General features: G+C 55.7%; 16 protein-coding genes and 3 tRNA genes. 5 read left to right on the plus strand and 14 right to left on the minus strand.

Annotated elements, in window-relative coordinates; genetic code table 11:
- Nucleotides 1-665: 665 nt before the first annotated feature.
- From ACEE09_RS06790 to valS, 3 genes are all read left to right on the plus strand, one after another.
- The gene (locus tag ACEE09_RS06790) at nt 666-911 is read left to right on the plus strand and encodes a tautomerase family protein (protein ID WP_449083254.1); all 246 of its coding nucleotides are present in this window, start codon (nt 666-668) and stop codon (nt 909-911) included.
- A gap of 65 nt (nt 912-976) precedes the next feature.
- Nucleotides 977-1,831: a pyridoxal kinase PdxY gene (gene pdxY / locus ACEE09_RS06795; protein ID WP_449083256.1), complete on the plus strand. Its 855-nt coding sequence runs from the start codon at nt 977-979 to the stop codon at nt 1,829-1,831.
- A gap of 106 nt (nt 1,832-1,937) precedes the next feature.
- Nucleotides 1,938-4,568 (plus strand): valine--tRNA ligase, encoded by a 2,631-nt coding sequence (gene valS / locus ACEE09_RS06800; RefSeq protein ID WP_449083258.1) that lies wholly within the window; start codon nt 1,938-1,940, stop codon nt 4,566-4,568.
- A 217-nt stretch (nt 4,569-4,785) separates the two neighbouring features.
- Here the strand turns inward: valS and ACEE09_RS06805 are convergent, their stop codons facing one another.
- From ACEE09_RS06805 to ACEE09_RS06850, 10 genes are all read right to left on the minus strand, one after another.
- Nucleotides 4,786-5,427 (minus strand): mycothiol-dependent nitroreductase Rv2466c family protein, encoded by a 642-nt coding sequence (locus tag ACEE09_RS06805; RefSeq protein WP_449083260.1) that lies wholly within the window; start codon nt 5,425-5,427, stop codon nt 4,786-4,788.
- 59 nt (nt 5,428-5,486) lie between these two features.
- The gene (gene clpX, locus ACEE09_RS06810; protein WP_449083262.1) at nt 5,487-6,770 is read right to left on the minus strand and encodes an ATP-dependent Clp protease ATP-binding subunit ClpX; all 1,284 of its coding nucleotides are present in this window, start codon (nt 6,768-6,770) and stop codon (nt 5,487-5,489) included.
- Nucleotides 6,771-7,004: 234 nt separating this feature from the next.
- Nucleotides 7,005-7,682, minus strand: a complete 678-nt coding sequence (locus ACEE09_RS06815) for an ATP-dependent Clp protease proteolytic subunit (protein WP_449083264.1) — start codon at nt 7,680-7,682, stop codon at nt 7,005-7,007.
- Between the two features lie 31 nt (nt 7,683-7,713).
- Nucleotides 7,714-8,334 carry an ATP-dependent Clp protease proteolytic subunit gene (locus tag ACEE09_RS06820; protein ID WP_421083035.1) on the minus strand — a complete coding sequence of 207 codons (621 nt, stop codon included), beginning with the start codon at nt 8,332-8,334 and terminating at the stop codon, nt 7,714-7,716.
- Nucleotides 8,335-8,503: 169 nt separating this feature from the next.
- Nucleotides 8,504-9,259 (minus strand): iron ABC transporter ATP-binding protein, encoded by a 756-nt coding sequence (locus ACEE09_RS06825; RefSeq protein WP_449083266.1) that lies wholly within the window; start codon nt 9,257-9,259, stop codon nt 8,504-8,506.
- The gene (locus ACEE09_RS06830) at nt 9,256-10,359 is read right to left on the minus strand and encodes an iron chelate uptake ABC transporter family permease subunit (RefSeq protein ID WP_449083268.1); all 1,104 of its coding nucleotides are present in this window, start codon (nt 10,357-10,359) and stop codon (nt 9,256-9,258) included. The genes ACEE09_RS06825 and ACEE09_RS06830 overlap by 4 nt, the downstream gene beginning before the upstream one ends.
- Nucleotides 10,340-11,338 carry an ABC transporter permease gene (locus ACEE09_RS06835; protein WP_449083270.1) on the minus strand — a complete coding sequence of 333 codons (999 nt, stop codon included), beginning with the start codon at nt 11,336-11,338 and terminating at the stop codon, nt 10,340-10,342. Before ACEE09_RS06835 ends, ACEE09_RS06830 begins: the two co-directional genes overlap by 20 nt.
- Before the next feature lie 79 nt (nt 11,339-11,417).
- Nucleotides 11,418-12,428 carry a siderophore ABC transporter substrate-binding protein gene (locus ACEE09_RS06840; RefSeq protein ID WP_449083272.1) on the minus strand — a complete coding sequence of 337 codons (1,011 nt, stop codon included), beginning with the start codon at nt 12,426-12,428 and terminating at the stop codon, nt 11,418-11,420.
- Between the two features lie 307 nt (nt 12,429-12,735).
- A complete protein-coding gene (gene tig / locus ACEE09_RS06845; protein WP_449083274.1) occupies nt 12,736-14,034 on the minus strand; it encodes a trigger factor in 1,299 nt (432 codons plus the stop codon).
- A 112-nt stretch (nt 14,035-14,146) separates the two neighbouring features.
- A tRNA-Pro gene (locus ACEE09_RS06850) sits at nt 14,147-14,221 on the minus strand.
- 167 nt (nt 14,222-14,388) lie between these two features.
- On the opposite strand from ACEE09_RS06850, the gene ACEE09_RS06855 reads away from it, so the two are divergent.
- Both ACEE09_RS06855 and ACEE09_RS06860 read left to right on the plus strand, forming a co-directional pair.
- A tRNA-Gly gene (locus tag ACEE09_RS06855) sits at nt 14,389-14,459 on the plus strand.
- Between the two features lie 5 nt (nt 14,460-14,464).
- Nucleotides 14,465-14,535 (plus strand) — tRNA-Gly (locus ACEE09_RS06860).
- A 110-nt stretch (nt 14,536-14,645) separates the two neighbouring features.
- Here the strand turns inward: ACEE09_RS06860 and ACEE09_RS06865 are convergent.
- From ACEE09_RS06865 to ACEE09_RS06880, 4 genes are read right to left on the minus strand one after another with little or no spacing between them, the layout of a single operon-like run.
- The gene (locus ACEE09_RS06865) at nt 14,646-15,902 is read right to left on the minus strand and encodes an alkylhydroperoxidase domain protein (protein ID WP_449083276.1); all 1,257 of its coding nucleotides are present in this window, start codon (nt 15,900-15,902) and stop codon (nt 14,646-14,648) included.
- A gap of 26 nt (nt 15,903-15,928) precedes the next feature.
- The gene (locus ACEE09_RS06870; protein ID WP_449083278.1) at nt 15,929-17,515 is read right to left on the minus strand and encodes a dipeptide ABC transporter ATP-binding protein; all 1,587 of its coding nucleotides are present in this window, start codon (nt 17,513-17,515) and stop codon (nt 15,929-15,931) included.
- On the minus strand, nt 17,512-18,315 hold the full coding sequence (locus tag ACEE09_RS06875) for an ABC transporter permease (RefSeq protein ID WP_449083279.1): 804 nt from the start codon (nt 18,313-18,315) through the stop codon (nt 17,512-17,514). Before ACEE09_RS06875 ends, ACEE09_RS06870 begins: the two co-directional genes overlap by 4 nt.
- 5 nt (nt 18,316-18,320) lie before the next feature.
- A complete protein-coding gene (locus ACEE09_RS06880) occupies nt 18,321-19,256 on the minus strand; it encodes an ABC transporter permease (protein ID WP_449083281.1) in 936 nt (311 codons plus the stop codon).
- Nucleotides 19,257-19,260: the final 4 nt, after the last annotated feature.

Here is a 19,260-nt window from a genome sequence, read left to right on the forward strand (position 1 = left end):
GTCTAGGCCTTGTTCTTTGGCTTGGGTGATGAGGTTTTGGGCGAGTTGGTGTTCTGTTGTCATGGTGTTATTTTCTCCTGTTGGGGTTGGGAGGGTTTACACCGTTTTCCTGACAGTCCCTTCCCATGAGACTGACCCACTGTATGAATAGAAGTAGGTGTATGGAGTAACCACATATCATGAACCGCTGCCGCTGAAGAGTGGGACAAGACCGAGGTTTTGAGTCGGCTTCTGCCAAACCCAATAATCTGAGCCAGATACTGTTGACTAGGGTAAAGCTGAGAATAGAAGGTACTTTCTATGTAGCTTGCGTAGCCAAGCCGCCGGTACTGGCCACGAGCGACTGCACGGGCGAGGGCGTCTTTGTTCATGCCTCGTGCAGATAAATCCTCTGTAGTCTGCACAGCCATAGCAATTTCTTCCGGTGTTTTCATGTTCAGATTATTAGTAACATCAGATGAATACCACCAGGTAGGTGTCTCCTGTGGAGAGCGGTTTGCGCCTTGGGGTGTTGTGGATGCAGTAAAAGTGGTGAAGCTGCGGCGCAGTATGACGCAGCTGAACTGAGTGTCCACAAGAATCTTGCACCGCCCACCAGAGAGATAAGCACTCCGAGAGTCTGGTGGGCACTCAAAGACGCTAGCTGGCCCGATGCGCCGCTAAACTTGGGTGCAAGTATTACCAAGGAGAAGATGATGCCCCTCATTAACGTCTCGTACGCCTCGGCCCAGTCTGAGGAGAAAAAAGCAGAACTCATTGCTGAGCTCACCCGCACTTATGCCCGGGTGATGGGAACTAAAGAGAGTTCAGTGTGGGTGATGCTCAATGAGGTGCCGCGCACCGACTGGGGTGTGGGCGGGCAACCGTTAGCGGCCCTTGATGCGGTGACCGCTAGAGGTAACCAGGGGTAACTAGCGGTAAGGACGCCGGCCGCACCTGCCCAGGGCACAGCCCGGGGCGTGCCACAATGGTAACTATGCGTATTTTGTCTATTCAGTCTGCTGTTGCCTACGGCCACGTAGGTAATTCAGCCGCCGTTTTTCCCCTGCAGCGCCTTGGCCACGAGGTCATGCCCGTCAACACTGTTCTGTTCTCAAACCACACCGGCTACGGGGCCTGGCGTGGCCCACTCATCTCAGGCGATGACGTCCGTGAGATTGTCACCGGCATTGAAGAGCGGGGCGGCCTGACCGACACTGCCCTGGTCATTTCTGGCTACCAGGGTGGCTCATCGATTGGCGATGCCATCCTCGATGCCGTTGCCAAAGCCCGGGCGGCAAACCCCAAGGTCCTCTACTCCTGCGACCCGGTACTAGGTAACGCCACCAGCGGCTGCTTTGTCTCCCCAGAGGTGCAAGAGCTGATTCGTGACCGTGTGATTCAGCACGCCGACATCATCACCCCCAACCAGTTCGAACTAGGTTTTGTGACCGGCACCGACCCCAAGACCATGGATGAGGTACTCGACTCTGTGGCTGCCGCCCAGAAGATTGGCCCCCAGACCGTGCTGGTCACCAGCGTCAACACCCCTGAAACCCCTGAAGATTCCATTCAGATGCTAGCTGTTTCAGGTGATGAAGCCTGGCTGATTACTACACCGCGCCTGCCTATGAAAGCCAACGGCTCAGGGGACGTCACCCAGGCCCTCTTTGCCTCCCACTTCGCCTCAGGTAAGAGCCTGAAAGAGGCCCTGGAGCTGACCACCGCCAGCGTCTACGAGCTGCTGAAGAACACCCTGGCCTCAGGCCAGCGTGAACTGCAACTGGTTGAATCCCAGCAGGCCTACGTTGAACCGGCCCAGACCTTTGAGGCTGTAGCGGTTAAGCGCTAAGAGCTACTAGAGGGCTCAAGGGTTTTTACCCAGTGGACGGAGTTCTCCCGCTGACTGTAGTCAATCTGACCTGCATAAGAAATCTATCCGTGAGAGAATAGGCACCATGGCTGAAATCAACCAGGGCACAGACACGCCCGCAGAAAACACCGTAGAAATTACCGTCCCCACAAAGCCCGGCCTTGAAGGCCTCGAAAAGAAGTTCACCGAGAACTGGGCCGCCAACAAGACCTACGCTTTCGATACGAACACCACCCGCGAGCAGGTCTACTCCATCGATACCCCGCCGCCGACCGCGTCCGGCTCCCTGCACGTCGGTCACATGTTCTCCTACACCCAGACCGACGTCATCGCCCGCTACCAGCGCATGAAGGGTAAGAACGTCTTCTACCCCCTGGGTTGGGACGATAACGGCCTGCCCACCGAACGCCGCGTACAGAACTACTATGGGGTTCTCTGCGACCCCGCAATCCCCTACGACCCTGATTTCACAGCTCCTGAAAAGCCGGCCAAGAACCAGCGCGACTGGCCCCGCATTTCCCGCAGAAACTTCATCGAACTGTGTGAAATCCTGGCAGTAGAAGACGAAAAGGTCTTCGAAGAGCTCTTCACCACCCTGGGTCTTTCCGTTGACTGGTCGCACACCTACCGCACCATCGACGCCCACTCCCGCAAGGTCTCCCAGCTGGCCTTCCTCAACGACCTGGCAAGCGGGGATGCTTACATGGCAGAAGCACCCACCATGTGGGATGTCACCTTCCGCACCGCAGTTGCCCAGGCAGAACTTGAAGATAAGGAACGCCCCGGCGCCTACCACCGCATCTCCTTCCACCGAGAGAACGGCGAAAAGGTCTGGATCGAAACCACCCGCCCCGAACTTCTGCCCTCCTGTGTAGCCCTGGTTGCCCACCCCGATGATGAGCGCTACAAGCCCCTCTTTGGCACCAAGGTCACCTCGCCCCTCTTCGGTGTAGAAGTTGAGATCAAGGCCCACCCTCTGGCCCAGCCCGATAAGGGCGCCGGTATCGCCATGATTTGTACCTTCGGTGACACCACCGACGTCACCTGGTGGCGTGAACTGCAGCTACCCACTCGCGCCCTCATCGGCCGTGACGGTCGCTTCTCCGCCGACACCCCCGAGTGGATTACCTCTGCTGAGGGCCGCGAACGCTACGAGCGTATGGCTGGTACCACCGTCTTCACCGCCCAGAAGACCGTTATTGAAATGCTGGTTGAAGCCGGCGAAATGGACGGCGACCCCAAGCCCATCACCCACCCGGTCAAGTTCTACGAAAAGGGCGATAAGCCCCTGGAAATCGTGGCCTCCCGCCAGTGGTACATCCGTAACGGTGGCCGTGACGCCGAACGCCGTGAGGCCCTGATTGAACGCGGCCGCAACATCACCTGGCACCCGGCCTTCATGCGCTCTCGCTACGAGAACTGGGTTGAGGGCCTGAACGGCGACTGGCTCATTTCTCGTCAGCGCTTCTTCGGCGTGCCCTTCCCCATCTGGTACAAACTCGATGCCGATGGTGAACCCAACTACGATGAGCCCATCATCCCCAGCGAAGAGATGCTCCCTGTTGACCCTGCCGCAGAGCCTGCCCCCGGCTACACCGAAGAGCAGCGCGGCCTACCCGGTGGCTTCATCGCTGACCCCGACGTCCTGGATACCTGGGCCACCTCATCGCTGACCCCGCAGATTGCTACCGGTTGGGCCGTGGACGAGAACCTGCACAAGGTCACCTTCCCCATGGACCTGCGCCCCCAGGGTCATGACATTATCCGCACCTGGCTCTTCTCCACCGTGGTACGCTCCAACTCCCTGGAAAAGTCCGTGCCCTGGACCGACACCGCCCTTTCCGGCTGGATCCTGGACCCAGACCGCAAGAAGATGTCCAAGTCCAAGGGTAACGTCGTGGTACCCAACGAGGTTCTAGAAAAGTACGGTTCGGACGCCGTGCGCTACTGGGCTGCCAGCGCCAAGCTGGGTGCCGATACCGCCTACGATGAGGCCCAGATGAAGATTGGTCGCCGCCTGGCTATCAAGCTGCTCAACGCCTCTAAATTCGTACTCGGTTTAGGTGCTACCGCCAACTCGGTCATCACCGACCCGGCTGCCGCGGGCGTCCTCACCAATGAGCTGGACCGCTCCCTGCTAGCCCGTCTAGCTGCCCTAGTTGAAGAGGCCAGCGCCGCTTTTGAGAACTACGAGTACGCCCGTGCCCTGCAGATCTCTGAGACCTTCTTCTGGCACTTCACCGACGACTTTGTTGAACTCATCAAGGACCGTGCCTACGGTAACGTCGGCGAAGCAGAACAGGCCTCTGTTCTTGCGGCTCTGGCCACCACCTTGGACGCCATGCTGCGCCTTTTCGCCCCCTTCCTACCCTTCGTCACCGACGAGATTTGGTCCTGGTGGCGAGCAGGCTCGGTCCACCGCGCGCCCTGGCCCACCACCGATGGTTTTGCTACCGCCGTAGCGGACGCCGACCCGGCCGTCCTGCCCACCGTTGCCGCTGCTCTGGGTGGTCTGCGTAAGGCCAAGTCAGAGGCCCAGGTCAAGCAGCGCACAGAGGTTGAAACTGCAACCATCACCGGTTCAGCGGACGACCTTACCCGCATCCGCGGCGGTCTGGGTGACCTCAAGGCCGCAGGTAACGCCCGCGACCTCACCCTCACCGAAGCAGAGGGCGAGCTGGCTGTCACCGACGTTGTGCTCATTACTGAGGACTAAAACTAATGTTATGGGGCCTGCATACCCCCTAGGCTGCTAACCTTCTTGAGCTCGCGCTGGGGCGCTCGCTCAATTCATGCCAGCCCCAGCCAGCCGCCTGCGGGGGGTATACAGGCCCTGACGTAGTTGCGTCTCAAAAGATTAGGCCCGGTTCCAGCGCTTCTGGAACCGGGCCTTTCGTGTATTCAGTAACAGGGGTATAAAGCGCCGCCCGCTACTACTTTTCGGTGTTGAAAATCGGGCCAACAGTGCGGGGTCGCTTGAGCTCAAAGAAACCTGGGTAAGAGGCTAAAGCTACAGCACCGTCAAAAACTTTCCCAGCCTCTTCACCGGTAGGGGCCGGGGACATCACCGGCCCAAAGAAAGTAACACCATTGACGCTCATGAGGGGAACCCCAATGTCATCTCCCCCAGCGGCCTCAAGACCTGCCCGAGTAGAGGCCCGCATCTGCTCATCGTATTCCTCACTGAAAGCAAGCTGGGCAAGCTCTCCAGGCAGGCCAACCTCAGCCAGGGCAGCCTCAATGGCCTTCTCAAAGTAAGTGCCTTCCTTATTTCCCCCAGGGTGAATCTGCTCCCCGATGGCAGTATAGAATTCATCAACTTTTTCCTGACCGTACTTCTCAGCTACCGCAGTAGCCACCCGGGCCGGGCCCCAAGTATTCTCAATGTGCTTGCGGTAGTCAGGGTCAAGGTCGCGGCCCTCATTGAGGACGGCCAGGGAGAAGGGGTGCCAGGTGACCTTCACCTCGCGCTGGGTTTCAACCTCTTTAATCCAGCGGGAGGTCATCCAGCACCAGGGGCAGGTAGGGTCAAACCAAAAATCGATAGTATGTTCAGCCACGGGGTGTCCTTTCATTCAGGGTTCCATCATAAGAGCCCGCTGCCGGTCATCAGTCTACCGACAGCGGGGAATCTTTAAGCAGATTTTTTCTCAGAGGCTTCTAGCACCAGAATAGGGTCCTTCTCCCCTGCCACAACTGCCTCATCAATAATGACTGAGGTGACATCAGAGCGGCTAGGCACATCGAACATGACCGGCTGCAAGATTGACTCCATAATGGAACGCAAACCGCGGGCCCCGGTGTCCCGTTCAACAGCCTGGCGGGCGATAGCTGCCACGGCGGCGTCCTCAAAAATCAGTTCTACCCCATCAAGGGCAAACATGCGCTTATACTGCTTGACCAGGGCATTCTTAGGCTCAGTCAGAATCCGCTTGAGATCAGACTCAGTGAGCTTGCCCAAGGTAGCCAGCACTGGTAGACGGCCGATAAATTCAGGAATCAGACCAAACTTCAGTAGGTCTTCAGGCATGAGCTTAGTAAGAATATCGCTCTCTTGAGCAGCCCGGTCGATAGAAGCACCAAAGCCGATGCCCTTACGGCCCACACGGCCGCCCACAATCTCTTCAATACCGGCAAAAGCCCCGGCAACGATGAAAAGAATGTTGGCCGTATTGATCTTGATGAAATCCTGTTGAGGGTGCTTACGGCCACCCTGCGGGGGTACAGCAGCCTCAGTACCTTCAAGGATTTTCAGTAGGGCCTGCTGCACGCCCTCGCCCGATACATCTCGAGTGATAGAGGGGTTATCTGCCTTGCGGGAAATCTTGTCGATTTCATCAATGTAGATAATGCCGCGCTCAGCTTTTTCAATATCGCCATCTGCAGCTTGGATGAGCTTGAGCAGAATGTTTTCTACGTCCTCACCCACATAACCGGCCTCAGTTAGGCTGGTTGCATCGGCAACGGCGAAAGGCACGTTAAGTTTTTTGGCTAGAGTCTGAGCCAGGTAGGTTTTACCGGAGCCTGTGGGGCCCACCAAGAGGATGTTGGACTTAGCTATCTCTACGTCTTCACCCTCAGTAGCTAGTAGTTCCTTGGCTTCAAAGGCAGAGCTTTGCTGGGCCCGGATCCGCTTGTAGTGGTTGTAGACGGCAACAGCAAGTGCACGTTTGGCGGCCTCCTGGCCGATGACGTACTCCTGCATGTGGTCAAAGATTTCACGCGGGGTGGGTAGCTCTTCAACGGCACCCAAATCTTTTACATCTGCGAGTTCTTCTTCAAGAATCTCGTTGCACAGTTCGATGCACTCATCACAGATGTAAATATTGGGGCCGGCGATCAGTTTTCGAACCTGTCGCTGGTTCTTCCCGCAAAATGAGCATTTGGGAAGAGTGGTGCTATCGCCTAGCCGAGCCATAGACCTTACCTTTCCTTGGGTTCTTCTTCCTAATCTACCGTGAAAACCTGTCTATCCCAAGATATGACGATTTGGGCAAGGTTACGTCTTGATGACTTAACAGAAAAGCGAGGCGGGGTTATTCCCCTACCGGCCAATGAATAAGGGGATACGACGGACGCCGCCCCTGCCCTAACCTGCTACGGGGCAGGGGCGGCGGGGCGGCGTCCGCACCGATGAGGAGCCTAAGAGAACTTAGTCGTGCTTCTGGGCGGTGTTGAAGGAGGGCTTAACAGCCTTGCGTGATTCTAGTACCTGGTCAACGATGCCGTAGTCCAGGGCGTCCTTGGCAGTTAGGATGTTGTCACGCTCGATGGACTTATCGACCTCTTCAAAGGTTTTGCCGGAGTGCAGGGCCAGGGTCTGGGCGGTCCACTCGCGCATGCGCATCACCTCATTAGCGTGAATCTCAATGTCGGAGGCCTGGCCACCCTGCTGACCGGAAAGGGCCGGCTGGTGGATCAACACACGGGCGTTGGGCAGGGCAAGACGCTTACCGGGGGTACCGGCTGCCAGCAGGACGGCGGCAGCTGAGGCGGCCTGGCCCAGGCAGACGGTCTGAATCTCAGGGCGAATGTACTGCATGGTGTCGTAGATAGCGGTCATTGCGGTGAAAGAACCACCGGGTGAGTTGATGTAGAGGGTGATGTCACGGTCAGGGTCCTGCGATTCGAGCACTAGCAGCTGGGCCATGATGTCGTCTGCGGAGGCGTCATCGACCTGCACCCCCAAGAAGATGATGCGGTCTTCAAAGAGCTTGGCGTAAGGGTCCTGGCGCTTGTAACCGTAGGGGGTGCGTTCTTCGAAGTTGGGCAGCACGTAGCGGCTGGTGGGCATACCGGCAGGTGCGGTTGATGAAGGAAGGTGAATCATTCGTTTCTCCTGTTAAAAGTTCTGTGCCGGTTTACTTGTCGGTGGCGCTGGTGGCCGGGCCGATCTTATCGAGAATCTTGTCGAAGAAGCCGTAGGCTAGGCCTTCTTCGGCGGTGAACCAGTTATCGCGGTCATTATCTCGCAGAATGGTTTCAACAGTCTGGCCGGTGCGTTCTGCGGTGATTTCGCTCAGGCGCTTCTTCATATCAAGAATGAGCTGGGCCTGGGTGCGGATGTCGGAGGCAGTGCCGCCGATACCGCCGGAGGGCTGGTGCATGAGGATGCGGGCGTTAGGGGTGGCGTAGCGCTTGCCGGGGGCACCTGCGGTAAGCAGGAACTGGCCCATGGAGGCTGCCATGCCGGTCACTACAGTCACAACGTCGTTAGGGATGAGCTGCATGGTGTCGTAGATGGCCATGCCTGCGGTCACTGAGCCGCCGGGTGAGTTGATGTAGAGGTAGATATCTGCCTCGGGGTCTTCGGCTGAGAGCAGCAGCAGCTGGGAGCAGATACGGTTGGCGTTCGAGTCACGCACCTCAGAACCCAGCCAGATGATACGTTCTTTAAGCAGGCGGTTGTAGACGTAGTCGTCCTGGCTACCCATGGGGGTTTCCATGGCGGGGGCCTGGTGTGCTTCAGGGGTGAAGGACATGTGTTCCGCTCCTTGTGTCGGTTGCGGCACCCGCGCGGACGCCGGTGCTAAAGATTTGCTTGACACTTAGGTTATCGCTTTTGGGGTAGCAAAACGGGCCTTTTGCCCCTCAGTTCGCTGTTGGCATGTGCCCTATGACAGTGAAGAAGAGCCAACAGGTAGAGAGGTATTAGTGGTAGCAGGCAATAGGGCCGTTAGGGCCCTGGATGACCTGAACGGGGGTATTGAAAATATCAGTGAGCAGATCATCTTGCATAATCTCTTCAACGGTTCCAAAGCTGGCCAGTGTGCCATCTTTGATGGCGCAAATGTAGTCAGCGTAGCGGGCTGCAAAGTTAATATCGTGCAGTACAACAATAATGGTGCGCCCCAGGGTACGAGCAGCGTTGTGCAGGTGCTGCATCATCTGCACTGAATGGGAGATATCCAGGTTATTGAGAGGCTCATCTAGAAGCACGTAATCAGTTTCTTGGCAGAGCACCATAGCCACGTAGGCCCGCTGACGCTGGCCGCCAGAGAGTTCATCCAGGTAGCGGTTTTCCAAGGTGGTGAGGTTGAGGAAGTCGATGTAGCGGGTGATGATTTCTTCGTCCTCTGCGGTGAGCCGTCCACCGGTGTAGGGGAAGCGCCCAAAGCCTACCAGCTGGCGTACGGTGAGCTTAGTGACGAAGTGGTTTTCCTGCCGCAGGATGGAAACTACTTTGGCAAGGTCTTTAGATTTGGTGGTGGCTACGTTGAGGCCGCCAACTTCGATAGTTCCTGAGTCAATATCAAGTAGCCGCCCCATCATGGTCAGCAGGGTTGATTTACCTGCACCGTTGGGGCCTACCAGGGCAGTGATGCCGCCTGCTGGTAGGTGCACATCAACTGGGCCGATATTGGTTTGCCCGGAGTAGCTTTTAGCGACCTGGTGGAGGCTAATCATAGTTTGCCCTTTCGAAGAATCACAATCAGGAAGGTGAGGCCACCAATGAGTTCGATGATGATGCCTACCACTCCCTGGGCTGAGAAAATGTGGTTCATGATGAAGTAGGAGATTGCCAAAATAGCAAAGGAGAGCACCGTGGCCATGGGAAAGAGGTAGCGGTGGTCGTAGGTATCAGCGAACTGGTAGGTGAGGGTTGCTACCAAAAAACCCAGGAAGGTTAGGGGGCCAACCAGGGCAGTTGAAACAGCCATCATCACCGCAACAAGGATGAGCACGATAATAGATTCCCGGCGGTAGTTGACCCCCAAGTTAGTAGCTGCCGGTGCCCCCAGGGTGAGAGCATTGAGGGTGCGGGATTTTGCGTAGAGAACTAGGACGCTCAGAATCACCAGGGGCAGGGCTACCGGGTAGTAGGCAGGGTCAGCATTATTGACTGAGGCGAAGAGACGGGCGGTGAGAATATCGAACTCACTGGGTGTAAGCATGCGTTGCATGAAGGTGGAGACTGAGCCCAGTCCCCCACCCAGCACCACACCCACCAGGAGCATCACGTGCATGTTGGCCCGCTTGCCGGTCAGCAGCCAGGAGTAGAGCAAGAGGCTCAGGGCCACCATCATCAGTAGCTGGAAAACAAAGGTTTCAAGGGTGCGAGCTGCAATCAGCCCGGCAGCGCCTGCAAGATAGATAGAGGCGGTGTGGATAGCAGCATAGAGAGCCTGAAAGCCCATAATGCCGGGGGTGATAATACGGTTATTAGTCACTGTTTGGAAGGCCACCGTGGCAACAGCCTGGCAAACAGCAGCCACCGCCATAGCAATAAGGGCATTAGAGCGACGCTCAGCAATAAGCCACCACTTGGGGGTGCCCGTCTCGAAGGGGTTGGCGTAGGCCAAAAGCCCAAAGGCTGCCAGGGCGGCAGTAACCGTCAGCGCAGCCAGTAAGACCCAATAGGTGCGGGCAGCAGCAGAGGTTTTGAAAGCCCCAGCGCTGCGCGCCGTACCTGCCCTACGGGAGGCGGGGCGGACGTCTGCACCGGTAACCTGTTCAGCCAGTGCGGACGCAGCCCCGCGGCTTTTCTTATTGACCTGCTGCTGCACGGGGGCGCCCCTTCACAATCAAACCGATGAAAACAATGGCACCGACAATACCCAAAATCACCGATACTGGGATTTCAAAGGGGGCGATAATGGTGCGCCCTATCAGGTCGCAGACAGTCACTACCCCGATGCCCGTCAGTGCCACCCAGGGTAGGTTTGACCGTAAATCATCACCACGGAACATGCTCACAATATTAGGAACAATCAGCCCCAAGAAAGGCAGGGCCCCTACCACCACGGTCACCACACCGGTAGCAATAGCAATCAGGGCGGTGCCCACCAGCATAATCTGGGCGTAGTTAAGACCCACGTTGGTGGCAAATTCCTGGCCCAGACCGGCAACTGTTAGACGATCGGCGTACCAAAAAATTGCTGCTACCACTAACAGCACCACCCACAGCACCTCGTACTGCCCCCTAATGACAGAGGTGAAGCTGCCGGCAAACCACACACCAAGATTCTGAAGCAGGTTAGTTTGTAGGGCGAAAAAGGTAGTGAAGGCTGAGACAACAGCACCGAGCATCATGCCCACAATCGGGACGATCAGGGAAGAGCGAAGCGAAACCCGCCGCAAGAAAAGGAAAAAGACCATGGACCCGATAAAGGCAAAGACGACTGCCGCTGTCATCTGCTGTAATAGGTTGGCGGCAGGGAAAAAGTAGAGCATAAAAAGCAGACCCAGACTGGCCCATTCGGTGGTACCTGTCGTTGTTGGTTCCACAAACTTATTTTGGGTCAGCATCTGCATCACCAGCCCACACATGGCCATAGCGGCGCCAGCCAGCACTAGGGCTATGGTCCGAGGGATGCGGGTAATGGCAAACATAACCGCCCCATCTGCCTGGTTAAAAATATCGTATTCCCCGGTCAGAAGAGAGAGCACAAGCAGGGCAATAATTGCCAAGCTAGCTAGCAGAAACTTGCCACTGACCAGAGAGTTTCTGGTGCGTCCTGCTCGGGTTGTTTCAACGGTCGTCATAAAAGCCCTTAAGGAGTCACCCCGCCGCATGCAGCAGGGTGACTCCTCTATTCGTGGTTATAGCCTCGTAGCAGGTGCCTTACTTGGCAGCTTCGAGCTGATCGGCAAAATCGTTAAGAATCTCGGTATAGGTGATGATGGATTCATTGGTATAAGTATCAGCCGGAGCGTAAACAATCTGATTCTTAGAGATTGCGGTGACCTTGGTCAAGGCGGCACTATCGTTAATGACATCTTGTGCCGCAGGTGAGCCCTCATCAGCAGTTGTACCAGCATCACGGTCTAGCACCAGCAGCCAGTCGGGGTTAGCTTCTGCGATGGCCTCCACAGAGATATCGTCGCCCTTGTGGTTATTTGAGGCGTTCTCAATCTCAAGGGCGGGCTTAAGCTCTAGAAGGTCAAAGACAGGCCCGTAGGTGCGCCCCAGAGAGGGCGCGATATAACCGATGTTACCGCCTGAGACGTTCACAGCCATGACAGTAGATTCACCATCGTAGGCTGCCTTGGCACGTGCGAGTGCAGCATCAAAATCTGCGATAAGCTGATCAGCTTCAGCCTGCTTACCAAAGATTTCACCCAGTGCTGTGACCTGGCGTTTTAGTTCAGCATCCAGGGGCTCGCCCTTGCGCGGCTCAAAATCTACGATAGCTGCCTGGGGGTTCAGCTCCTTGATAGCTTCGTAGTGCTGCGAGAAACGCTGACCAACGATAATCAGTTCTGGTTCTTCAGCAGCAAGTAGCTCAAGTTTGGGTTCACGGTGGGTACCAATATCGGTAATTCCTGAATCGTTCTTGTAGGTCTCAATAGTCACAGGAATCAGTGTAAGAGGGGCTGCCACCAGGTCAACGCCCCAAGACTCCAGTACCTCGAAAGTGCGGTTATCGGTTGCTGCTACTTTCTGGGGAGGCACAGCAACAGTCACATCACCGTAGTTATCGGTGACAGTAACAGTACCGGTTGACTGACTGACAGAAGCTGAGGATGACGCGGCAGATTCCTTAGATGCGTCGGTGCTACCTGCGCCACAAGCAGTAAGCGCCAGTGCTAGAAGGGAAGTGGCTGCAAGCAGGGAGATAGGGTTGGCCTTCACGGGTTTTCCTATATCTATAAATGGGATGATACGGGGTAGGCCTTAACAAGATGTAAGGCTCAACTTACCTAAGAATAGTTAGCCTCACCTTACTTTTTCAACCCAAAAACCCCTATTACGCAATATTTTTTTAACTTATTTACCGGTCACCTCTGGTTTCCCCCCCTAAAGAGCGGACGCAAGGAAGAGCCACCGGCCTTACCCCACAAAGAATTTACCCCTAGACAGCACAAAACCCCCACAAGAGCCCTCACGGGGCCCCTGCGGGGGTTTACATAAAGAAAGTTTAGCGCCTTAGAGGCAGAACTTACTCAGCGTCTGCGGTCTCACCCAGGAAGGAGGAGAGGTCAACAGCCTTGCCGTCTGCGTCCTTAACCTCAGCCTGTGCCAGGACAGCTGCCAGAGCCTTTGAACGGCGAACCTCGCCAACGATCATGCCGGACTGGCCTGAACCATCAAGCATCTGAGCGAACTGGTTGGGGTCCATGCCGTACTGCTGGCTCATGGTGATGATGTAATCAATGAGCTCTGACTGCTCGACAGAAACTTCTTCCTTCTCAGCAATGGCGTCAAGAATCATCTCGTTCTTGAAGGCACGCTCAGTGTTCTCACGAACCTCTGCACGATGCTCGTCGCTCTCGTGCTCCTCACCCTGACCGGAAGCCTTGAAGTGCTGCTCCAGCTGGTCTTCAATAACCTTCTCGGGAACGGGGATTTCAACCATTTCAACCAGAGCATCAAGCACCTTATCGCGTGCCTCTACACCCTGCTCGGCAGCCTTTGAATCAGCAGCCTGTTTCTTCAGGTCTTCCTTCAGTTCAGCAATGGTGTCGAACTCTGATGCCAGCTGAGCGAAGTCGTCATCAGCCTCAGGAAGCTCGCGCTCCTTCACAGCGGTAACCGCAACCTTAACGGTTGCTTCTTCACCAGCATGCTCGCCGCCAGCTAGTTTGGTGACGAAAGTTGCATCTTCACCAGCGGAGAGGCCAAGAACAGCCTCATCCAGACCGTCTAGCATGGTGCCGGAGCCAACCTGGTAGGACAGGTCGTTAGCAGCGTCAACCTCTTCGCCGTCAATCTCAGCGGCAATGTTGATGGTCAGGAAGTCTTCGTTAGCGGCGGGGCGCTCAACAGCCTTCAGAGTGCCAAAGCGGCCACGCAGGGCATCAAGAGCCTTCTGCTCATCTTCTTCGGTGACCTCTACGTTGGCGACCTCAACCTTGATACCTGAGTAGTCAGGCAGTTCAACCTCGGGGCGGACGGTAACCTCGATGGTCAGCTTAAGGTCTGCTTCACGGTTGCCCTCTTCAGGCTTAGAAACAATGTCAAGCTCGGGCTGCGCCAGGGGGGTCAGCTCGTTCTCAACCAGTGCCTGCTGGTAGAAGTTGTTCAGAGCATCGTTCAGGGCGTTCTCAACAACAAAGTCAAAGCCTGCACGCTGATCGATGAGAGCCTTGGGGGTCTTACCCTTACGGAAACCGGGAACCGAAATCTGGTTAGCCAGTGACTTGTAGGTGCGGTCAAGGTAGGTCTTGAACTCAGCGAAGGGAACCTCGACCTCGATCTTTGCGAGGGTCGGGTTGATCTTCTCGACGGCAGTCTTCACGTCCGTTGATCTCCTGATAACTTGATTGGAACCACCACCCGGAAAAGAGTGGGGTTAGATATAACGTTCTATAGAAAAACCCGCCGTTTCCGGCGGGTCGTTCTATTTCACGTCGGGGTGACAGGATTCGAACCTGCGATCTCCTGCTCCCAAAGCAGGCGCGTTAGCCAAGCTACGCCACACCCCGTTTGCACGGAAGGCACCACCCAGTTTAGCGCCTCCACCGTCTAAAACCTAACTCCCACCCCAATTACGCCCAGGGCGTGTTGAGAAACGCCCACACCACCCTAATTTGACAAGGCCCCACTCGACCAGGTTTACTGGAACACGTCCACAACGCTGGGCACCCTACGCGGGGATGTAGCTTAATGGTAAAGCCTCAGTCTTCCAAACTGATTACGCGGGTTCGATTCCCGTCATCCCCTCTCTTGCGGCTGTAGCTCAATGGTAGAGCGCACGCTTCCCAAGCCTGATACGCGGGTTCGATTCCCGTCAGCCGCTCGCCTACAACGGCCACTGTTACCAGTGGCCGTTACTGCTTTAACTCCATCCTGTGATTTAACCAGCCCTATAGAACCAAAAGACCGGATTCAGGCCATAAACCTAGGCCGCTACCGGAAACGAATCGGCACCTCAGGTTCCCCCAAAGACAGCATCAGACGATTAGCCCAGTTAAAGAAGGCCGAAGAATTAATCACATCAATAATGTCTGCGCAGTCCAAACCAACAGCACGAAGATTCTGAACATGCTGCTGACCAAAAGCAAGAGGCGTTTGAGTCAGCGCACGCGCAGCCTCCCCTATCGCATTCCACAAGGCGCTACCCAAATCAGCTTCAGCCCCTTGGTCAAGTAGACGCTCAACATCACCCAGCCTGCCTGTGGACTCTTCCAGAGTGCGACCGGCATGAACAGAAGCACAAAAAATGCAACCATTCATGCGAGAAACAACAGTGGCAGCAAGCTCACGCTCAGCCCGCCCAAGACCCCCAGAAACATTGTAAAAAATGTCTAAATCAGTCAAAGTACGGGCCTCTAAGGCAGCCGGGTTCAAGGACAGTAAACGAAAATAGGCAGACCCCACCCGCTCCGGGCGAATCATAGCTTGAACCTGCTCAGGGCTCAGCTGATCCTTACTAGGGGCAGGCACCCAGGGCTTCCAGCCCAAAGAATGGTGCACAAAACGTGTGGGAGGCACAATATCGGGGTAAGTCATCAGGTCGAACACTCCCCCAGTTAAACCAGAAGCCTGCCGCTTAGCAGAAGAAGCTACAGCTTTATTGGCCGCAGCATCGCTAGCCCCAGAAGGAACTGGCTCATACCGCTGTGCTTGGCTCCCGGCGTCCTGAGAATAGTGAGCCCCTACAACTGAGAGCCCCTGCACAACCCTCAACTGAAAAGTAAGAAAAGCCACCAATTGAGCTAGAGTAACCACCTCAGAGGCAGAAAAAACCTGAGCCAAAGGAGCAAGCCCCTCAGCGGTCGCATCCACCGGGTGAAACACCATATCGTGGGCATAATCAAAAGCAGCAACCAGCCGGGCAGACAAACCAGCAAGACCCTGAGTTGAAACCCAAGCCGATACCCCCGCAGGAGCAGGGCCCTGACCCATCACCGCTAAGGCAACCTCAACAGCATGGGCAACAACTGGTACCAGCTCTGGGTTCTCATCAGCTAAAAGATCGCTATAAAACTCAAAGGCGCTTGAGCGATGCAAACCAGCAACAAAAGCTGCCACCGCATACCGCTCAGGTAAATCGCCCTCCAGCAAAGCCTCAAACGACTTCTGTGCATTTTCTACAGCCTGAGGGCGCAAACTGCGTTCAGGTAGATCAGTAGCAGAAAGAAAATTAATAATATCGATTGTCATCAGACGTCCTTACCATCGATAACCAGCTAGAGGCCAAGGTTGAGGTGACCCTGACGGTAGCTCGCGCCAGGAATAGCATCAATTAGTGTCCGAGTAAATTCATGGGAAGGGTTATTAAAGACCTCAACAGTAGGCCCATACTCCACCTGGCGGCCGCGACTGAGCACCGATACCGTATCAGCAATCTGACGGACAACCGCCAAATCGTGGGAAATGAAAATATAGGTCAAACCCAGCTCCTTTTGGACCTCATCCAAAAGCCGCAGAATCTGGGCCTGAACAGTAACATCTAGAGCCGAAACCGCCTCATCAAAAACTACCAGCTCAGGTTCCACAATCATGGCACGGGCAATAGCCACCCGCTGACGCTGCCCACCAGAAAGCTCCCGAGGGCGGCGGTCAAGAAGAGTAGGGCTCAGAGCCACCAAATCTAAATAATGGGCCACCTTCTTACGAATCTCTCCCCTACTGAGCTGTGTAAGGTTGCGTAAACCTTCCCCGATCGCATCCCCAATAGTTTGACGGGGGTTAAGCGAAGAATAAGGGTTCTGGTAGACCATTTGCACTTTTTGCCGAAGCTCTTTACCCGGCCCAAGGGGCAGGCCATCAAGCAGCAAGGTCCCCTCAGTGGGGGTGCATAACCCGGCTATAGCTCGGCCAGCAGTGGTTTTACCTGAGCCAGATTCACCCACAATGGCGTGAGTAGCCCCCCGGCGGACGTCAAAAGTGAGGTCTTGTAGGGCTGTAAAGTCACCAAAGTGTTGAGTGAGATGCTCCACAGTTAAGAGGGGCTGTGAGTCCTCACCCCAGGGAATATGTGCTGTGTGCTCTTGGCGTTCTGTGCCTAAGTCTATATCGGTCACCAGCGAGGGGGCGTCTTGAAGTAACCGTTGGGTATAGCCTTCTTGGGGCTGAATCAACACGCTCGCCGCAGGGCCCTGTTCAACAATTTTGCCCTGGTTCATCACCACAATATGGTCGGCCCTATCACCGGCTACAGCAAGGTCATGGGTAATAAAGAGCACCCCAATACCCAGTTCTTCTTGCATGGTGTCAAGCAAGTCGAGAATCACCTTTTGGACGGTCACATCAAGGGCGCTAGTGGGCTCATCAGCTAGCAGCAAATCTGGTTCTAGAGCCAGGGCCGCTGCAATGAGTACACGCTGGTTCATACCGCCTGAAAGCTCATGAGGGTACTGGTGGTAGCGGCGCTGGGGGTCATCAATTCCAACCTTCGCCAAAAGGTCTAAAACCTTTTCTTTGACCTGATCTTGACGGTGAATTCTGAGCCCCTCCCCCACAGAAGCACCAATAGTTTTGGTGGGGTTGAGGGAATTGGTGGGATCTTGAGGAATGAGCCCGATGCGGGTACCCCGCATCTTTGAGGTAACGGGCTGGCCTGCTAGTTCCAGGCTGCTGAAAGTAACGCTGGCATTGCTGGCTAAAAGCCCCATGATAGCTAGAGCTGTGGTGGATTTACCGGACCCTGATTCACCCACAATTGCGGTGGTTTTTCCGGCCTCAACGGTAAGGTTCACGCCCTGGACGGCTTGGACGGGGCCCTGCTTGGTCTGGTAGCTAACATTGAGGTCTTTGATAGTGAGTAGGCTCATCGTGCAGCCTCCTTGGTGATGATGTGGCTCAGGTGGTTAGCAGCTAGGACCACTGCGACAATAATGGCACCCGGTAGCAGGGTCAGCCACCAGCTTATTGCCAAATAGGCCCGTGAATCAGCGATCAGTAGCCCCCACTCTGGGGTGGGCGGGGGTGTGCCGTAGCCAAGGAAGCCCAAGGTTGCCAGTTGCAGGAGGGCTGAGCCGAATTGAAGGGCAGCTAGGGCTAGGACGGGTGTGAGGGAGTTAGGCAGAATATGGTTGGTAAGCACCCGGAAAGTGCTGCTACCTAGCCCGTAGGCTGCCTCTACATAGCCGCTGTTGGCAACGGAAAGTACCTGGGAGCGGACCAGGCGGGCAAAGAGCGCGATGGAGGTGACACCTACGGCGATGGCAGCGTTAGTGGTGCCAAAGCCCATGATGATGAGGATTGAGAGACTTAGCAGTAGGGAGGGAATGGAAAGGAGCACATCTACCAGTCGCATCAGGACGGTGTCAGTGGCCCCCTTCAGGGTTCCAGCTAGAACTCCAAGGATAGTTCCGACCACCAACCCCACAGCAACAGCGATTAAAGCACCCAGTAGAGAGTGCCTTGCACCATAGACGACGCGGGTGTAGAGATCTCGGCCCACCGAGTCTGTGCCAAACCAGTGCTGTGAGCTGGGGGCAAGTAAGGCTGCATCGGTGCCCAGGGTGGGGTCTGCTGAGGTAAAGAGTGATGGGAAGAGAGCCCAAAAGGTAGCAATGATGAGCACAGCGTAGGCTAAGAAAGCTGTGGGTTTTGTGAAATAGTTGGTCATGATTGTTATGCCTTGTGTCGCAGCCGCGGGTCGAGCAGGGGGTAGAGAAGATCAACGATGAGGTTGATGAGCACGTAGGCGGCGGCAGCAACCACCACAATAGCCAGTAGCACCGGGGTGTCTCGGTTGGCTACGGCCTGAACCGTTAGGTTGCCTAGACCGGCTCGCCCGAAGACAGCTTCGGTCACAACGGCCCCACCCACAAGCTCACCGAAGAGCACACCGGCAAGCGTGATAGCTGGTAGTAAGGCATTGCGCAGAACATTGCGCCAAAAAATCCAGTTTTCTGTGGCTCCGCGGGCGGTTACTACCGTGATGAAAGGCTGGGTGTACACCTCATCGATACTGCGTATCAGCACCTGAGCCAGAGGGGCAGAAATCGGGACGGCTAGGGTCAACACAGGCAAGATGAGGTCTTGTAAATCTGTTGCCCCGTAGACCGGCACCCACCCTAACTGGAATGAAATGAATTGAATGAGAAGAATACCGATGAGGAAGCTAGGTATGGAGCTCATCGCTGGAGGAAGGGCACGGACGGCGCGGTTGAGCCAGGCCATCTGGGGCTGAGTGGCTAGGTAGGTGATAGCAAAAGCTAGGAGCAAAGCTGCCCCAAAGGCCAGCGTTGCCAGGGTGAGGGTGCTCGGTAGTGCTGCCTTCATAAGGTCAGTAATGGCTGTACCTGAGTTGACGGAGTAGCCAAAGTTACCCGTCAGGAAGTTCCCCAGAGTTGTGAAATATTGGAGGATAATCGGCCGGTCTGCCCCGTAGGAGGCTCTGATTTCGCTGATTTCAGCTTCAGATAAACCTAGTTCGGGGTTGGCGTAACGGGTGGTGATGGCGTCCCCCGGCAGGGCGGTTAAAAGGACGAAAGCTAAGGTGAAGGCTGCAAGCAGGACGAGGGCAGCCTGGCCTGTGCGCTGGATTAGGTAACGAGTTCTCATGGAG

Source organism: Rothia sp. 88186D007BW, assembly GCF_053544215.1.

Excerpts from the sequence above, each read along its gene's own strand:
- ACEE09_RS06805 (WP_449083260.1), bottom strand. The coding sequence starts at position 5,427 with ATGAAAGGACACCCCGTGGCTGAACATACTATCGATTTTTGGTTTGAC.
- ACEE09_RS06820 (WP_421083035.1), bottom strand. The coding sequence starts at position 8,334 with ATGTCCTTCACCCCTGAAGCACACCAGGCCCCCGCCATGGAAACCCCC.
- ACEE09_RS06870 (WP_449083278.1), bottom strand. The coding sequence starts at position 17,515 with ATGAGCCTACTCACTATCAAAGACCTCAATGTTAGCTACCAGACCAAG.
- valS (WP_449083258.1), top strand. The coding sequence starts at position 1,938 with ATGGCTGAAATCAACCAGGGCACAGACACGCCCGCAGAAAACACCGTA.
- clpX (WP_449083262.1), bottom strand. The coding sequence starts at position 6,770 with ATGGCTCGGCTAGGCGATAGCACCACTCTTCCCAAATGCTCATTTTGC.
- ACEE09_RS06825 (WP_449083266.1), bottom strand. The coding sequence starts at position 9,259 with ATGATTAGCCTCCACCAGGTCGCTAAAAGCTACTCCGGGCAAACCAAT.
- ACEE09_RS06865 (WP_449083276.1), bottom strand. The coding sequence starts at position 15,902 with ATGACAATCGATATTATTAATTTTCTTTCTGCTACTGATCTACCTGAA.
- ACEE09_RS06815 (WP_449083264.1), bottom strand. The coding sequence starts at position 7,682 with ATGATTCACCTTCCTTCATCAACCGCACCTGCCGGTATGCCCACCAGC.
- pdxY (WP_449083256.1), top strand. The coding sequence starts at position 977 with ATGCGTATTTTGTCTATTCAGTCTGCTGTTGCCTACGGCCACGTAGGT.
- ACEE09_RS06880 (WP_449083281.1), bottom strand. The coding sequence starts at position 19,256 with ATGAGAACTCGTTACCTAATCCAGCGCACAGGCCAGGCTGCCCTCGTC.
- ACEE09_RS06875 (WP_449083279.1), bottom strand. The coding sequence starts at position 18,315 with ATGACCAACTATTTCACAAAACCCACAGCTTTCTTAGCCTACGCTGTG.
- ACEE09_RS06835 (WP_449083270.1), bottom strand. The coding sequence starts at position 11,338 with ATGACGACCGTTGAAACAACCCGAGCAGGACGCACCAGAAACTCTCTG.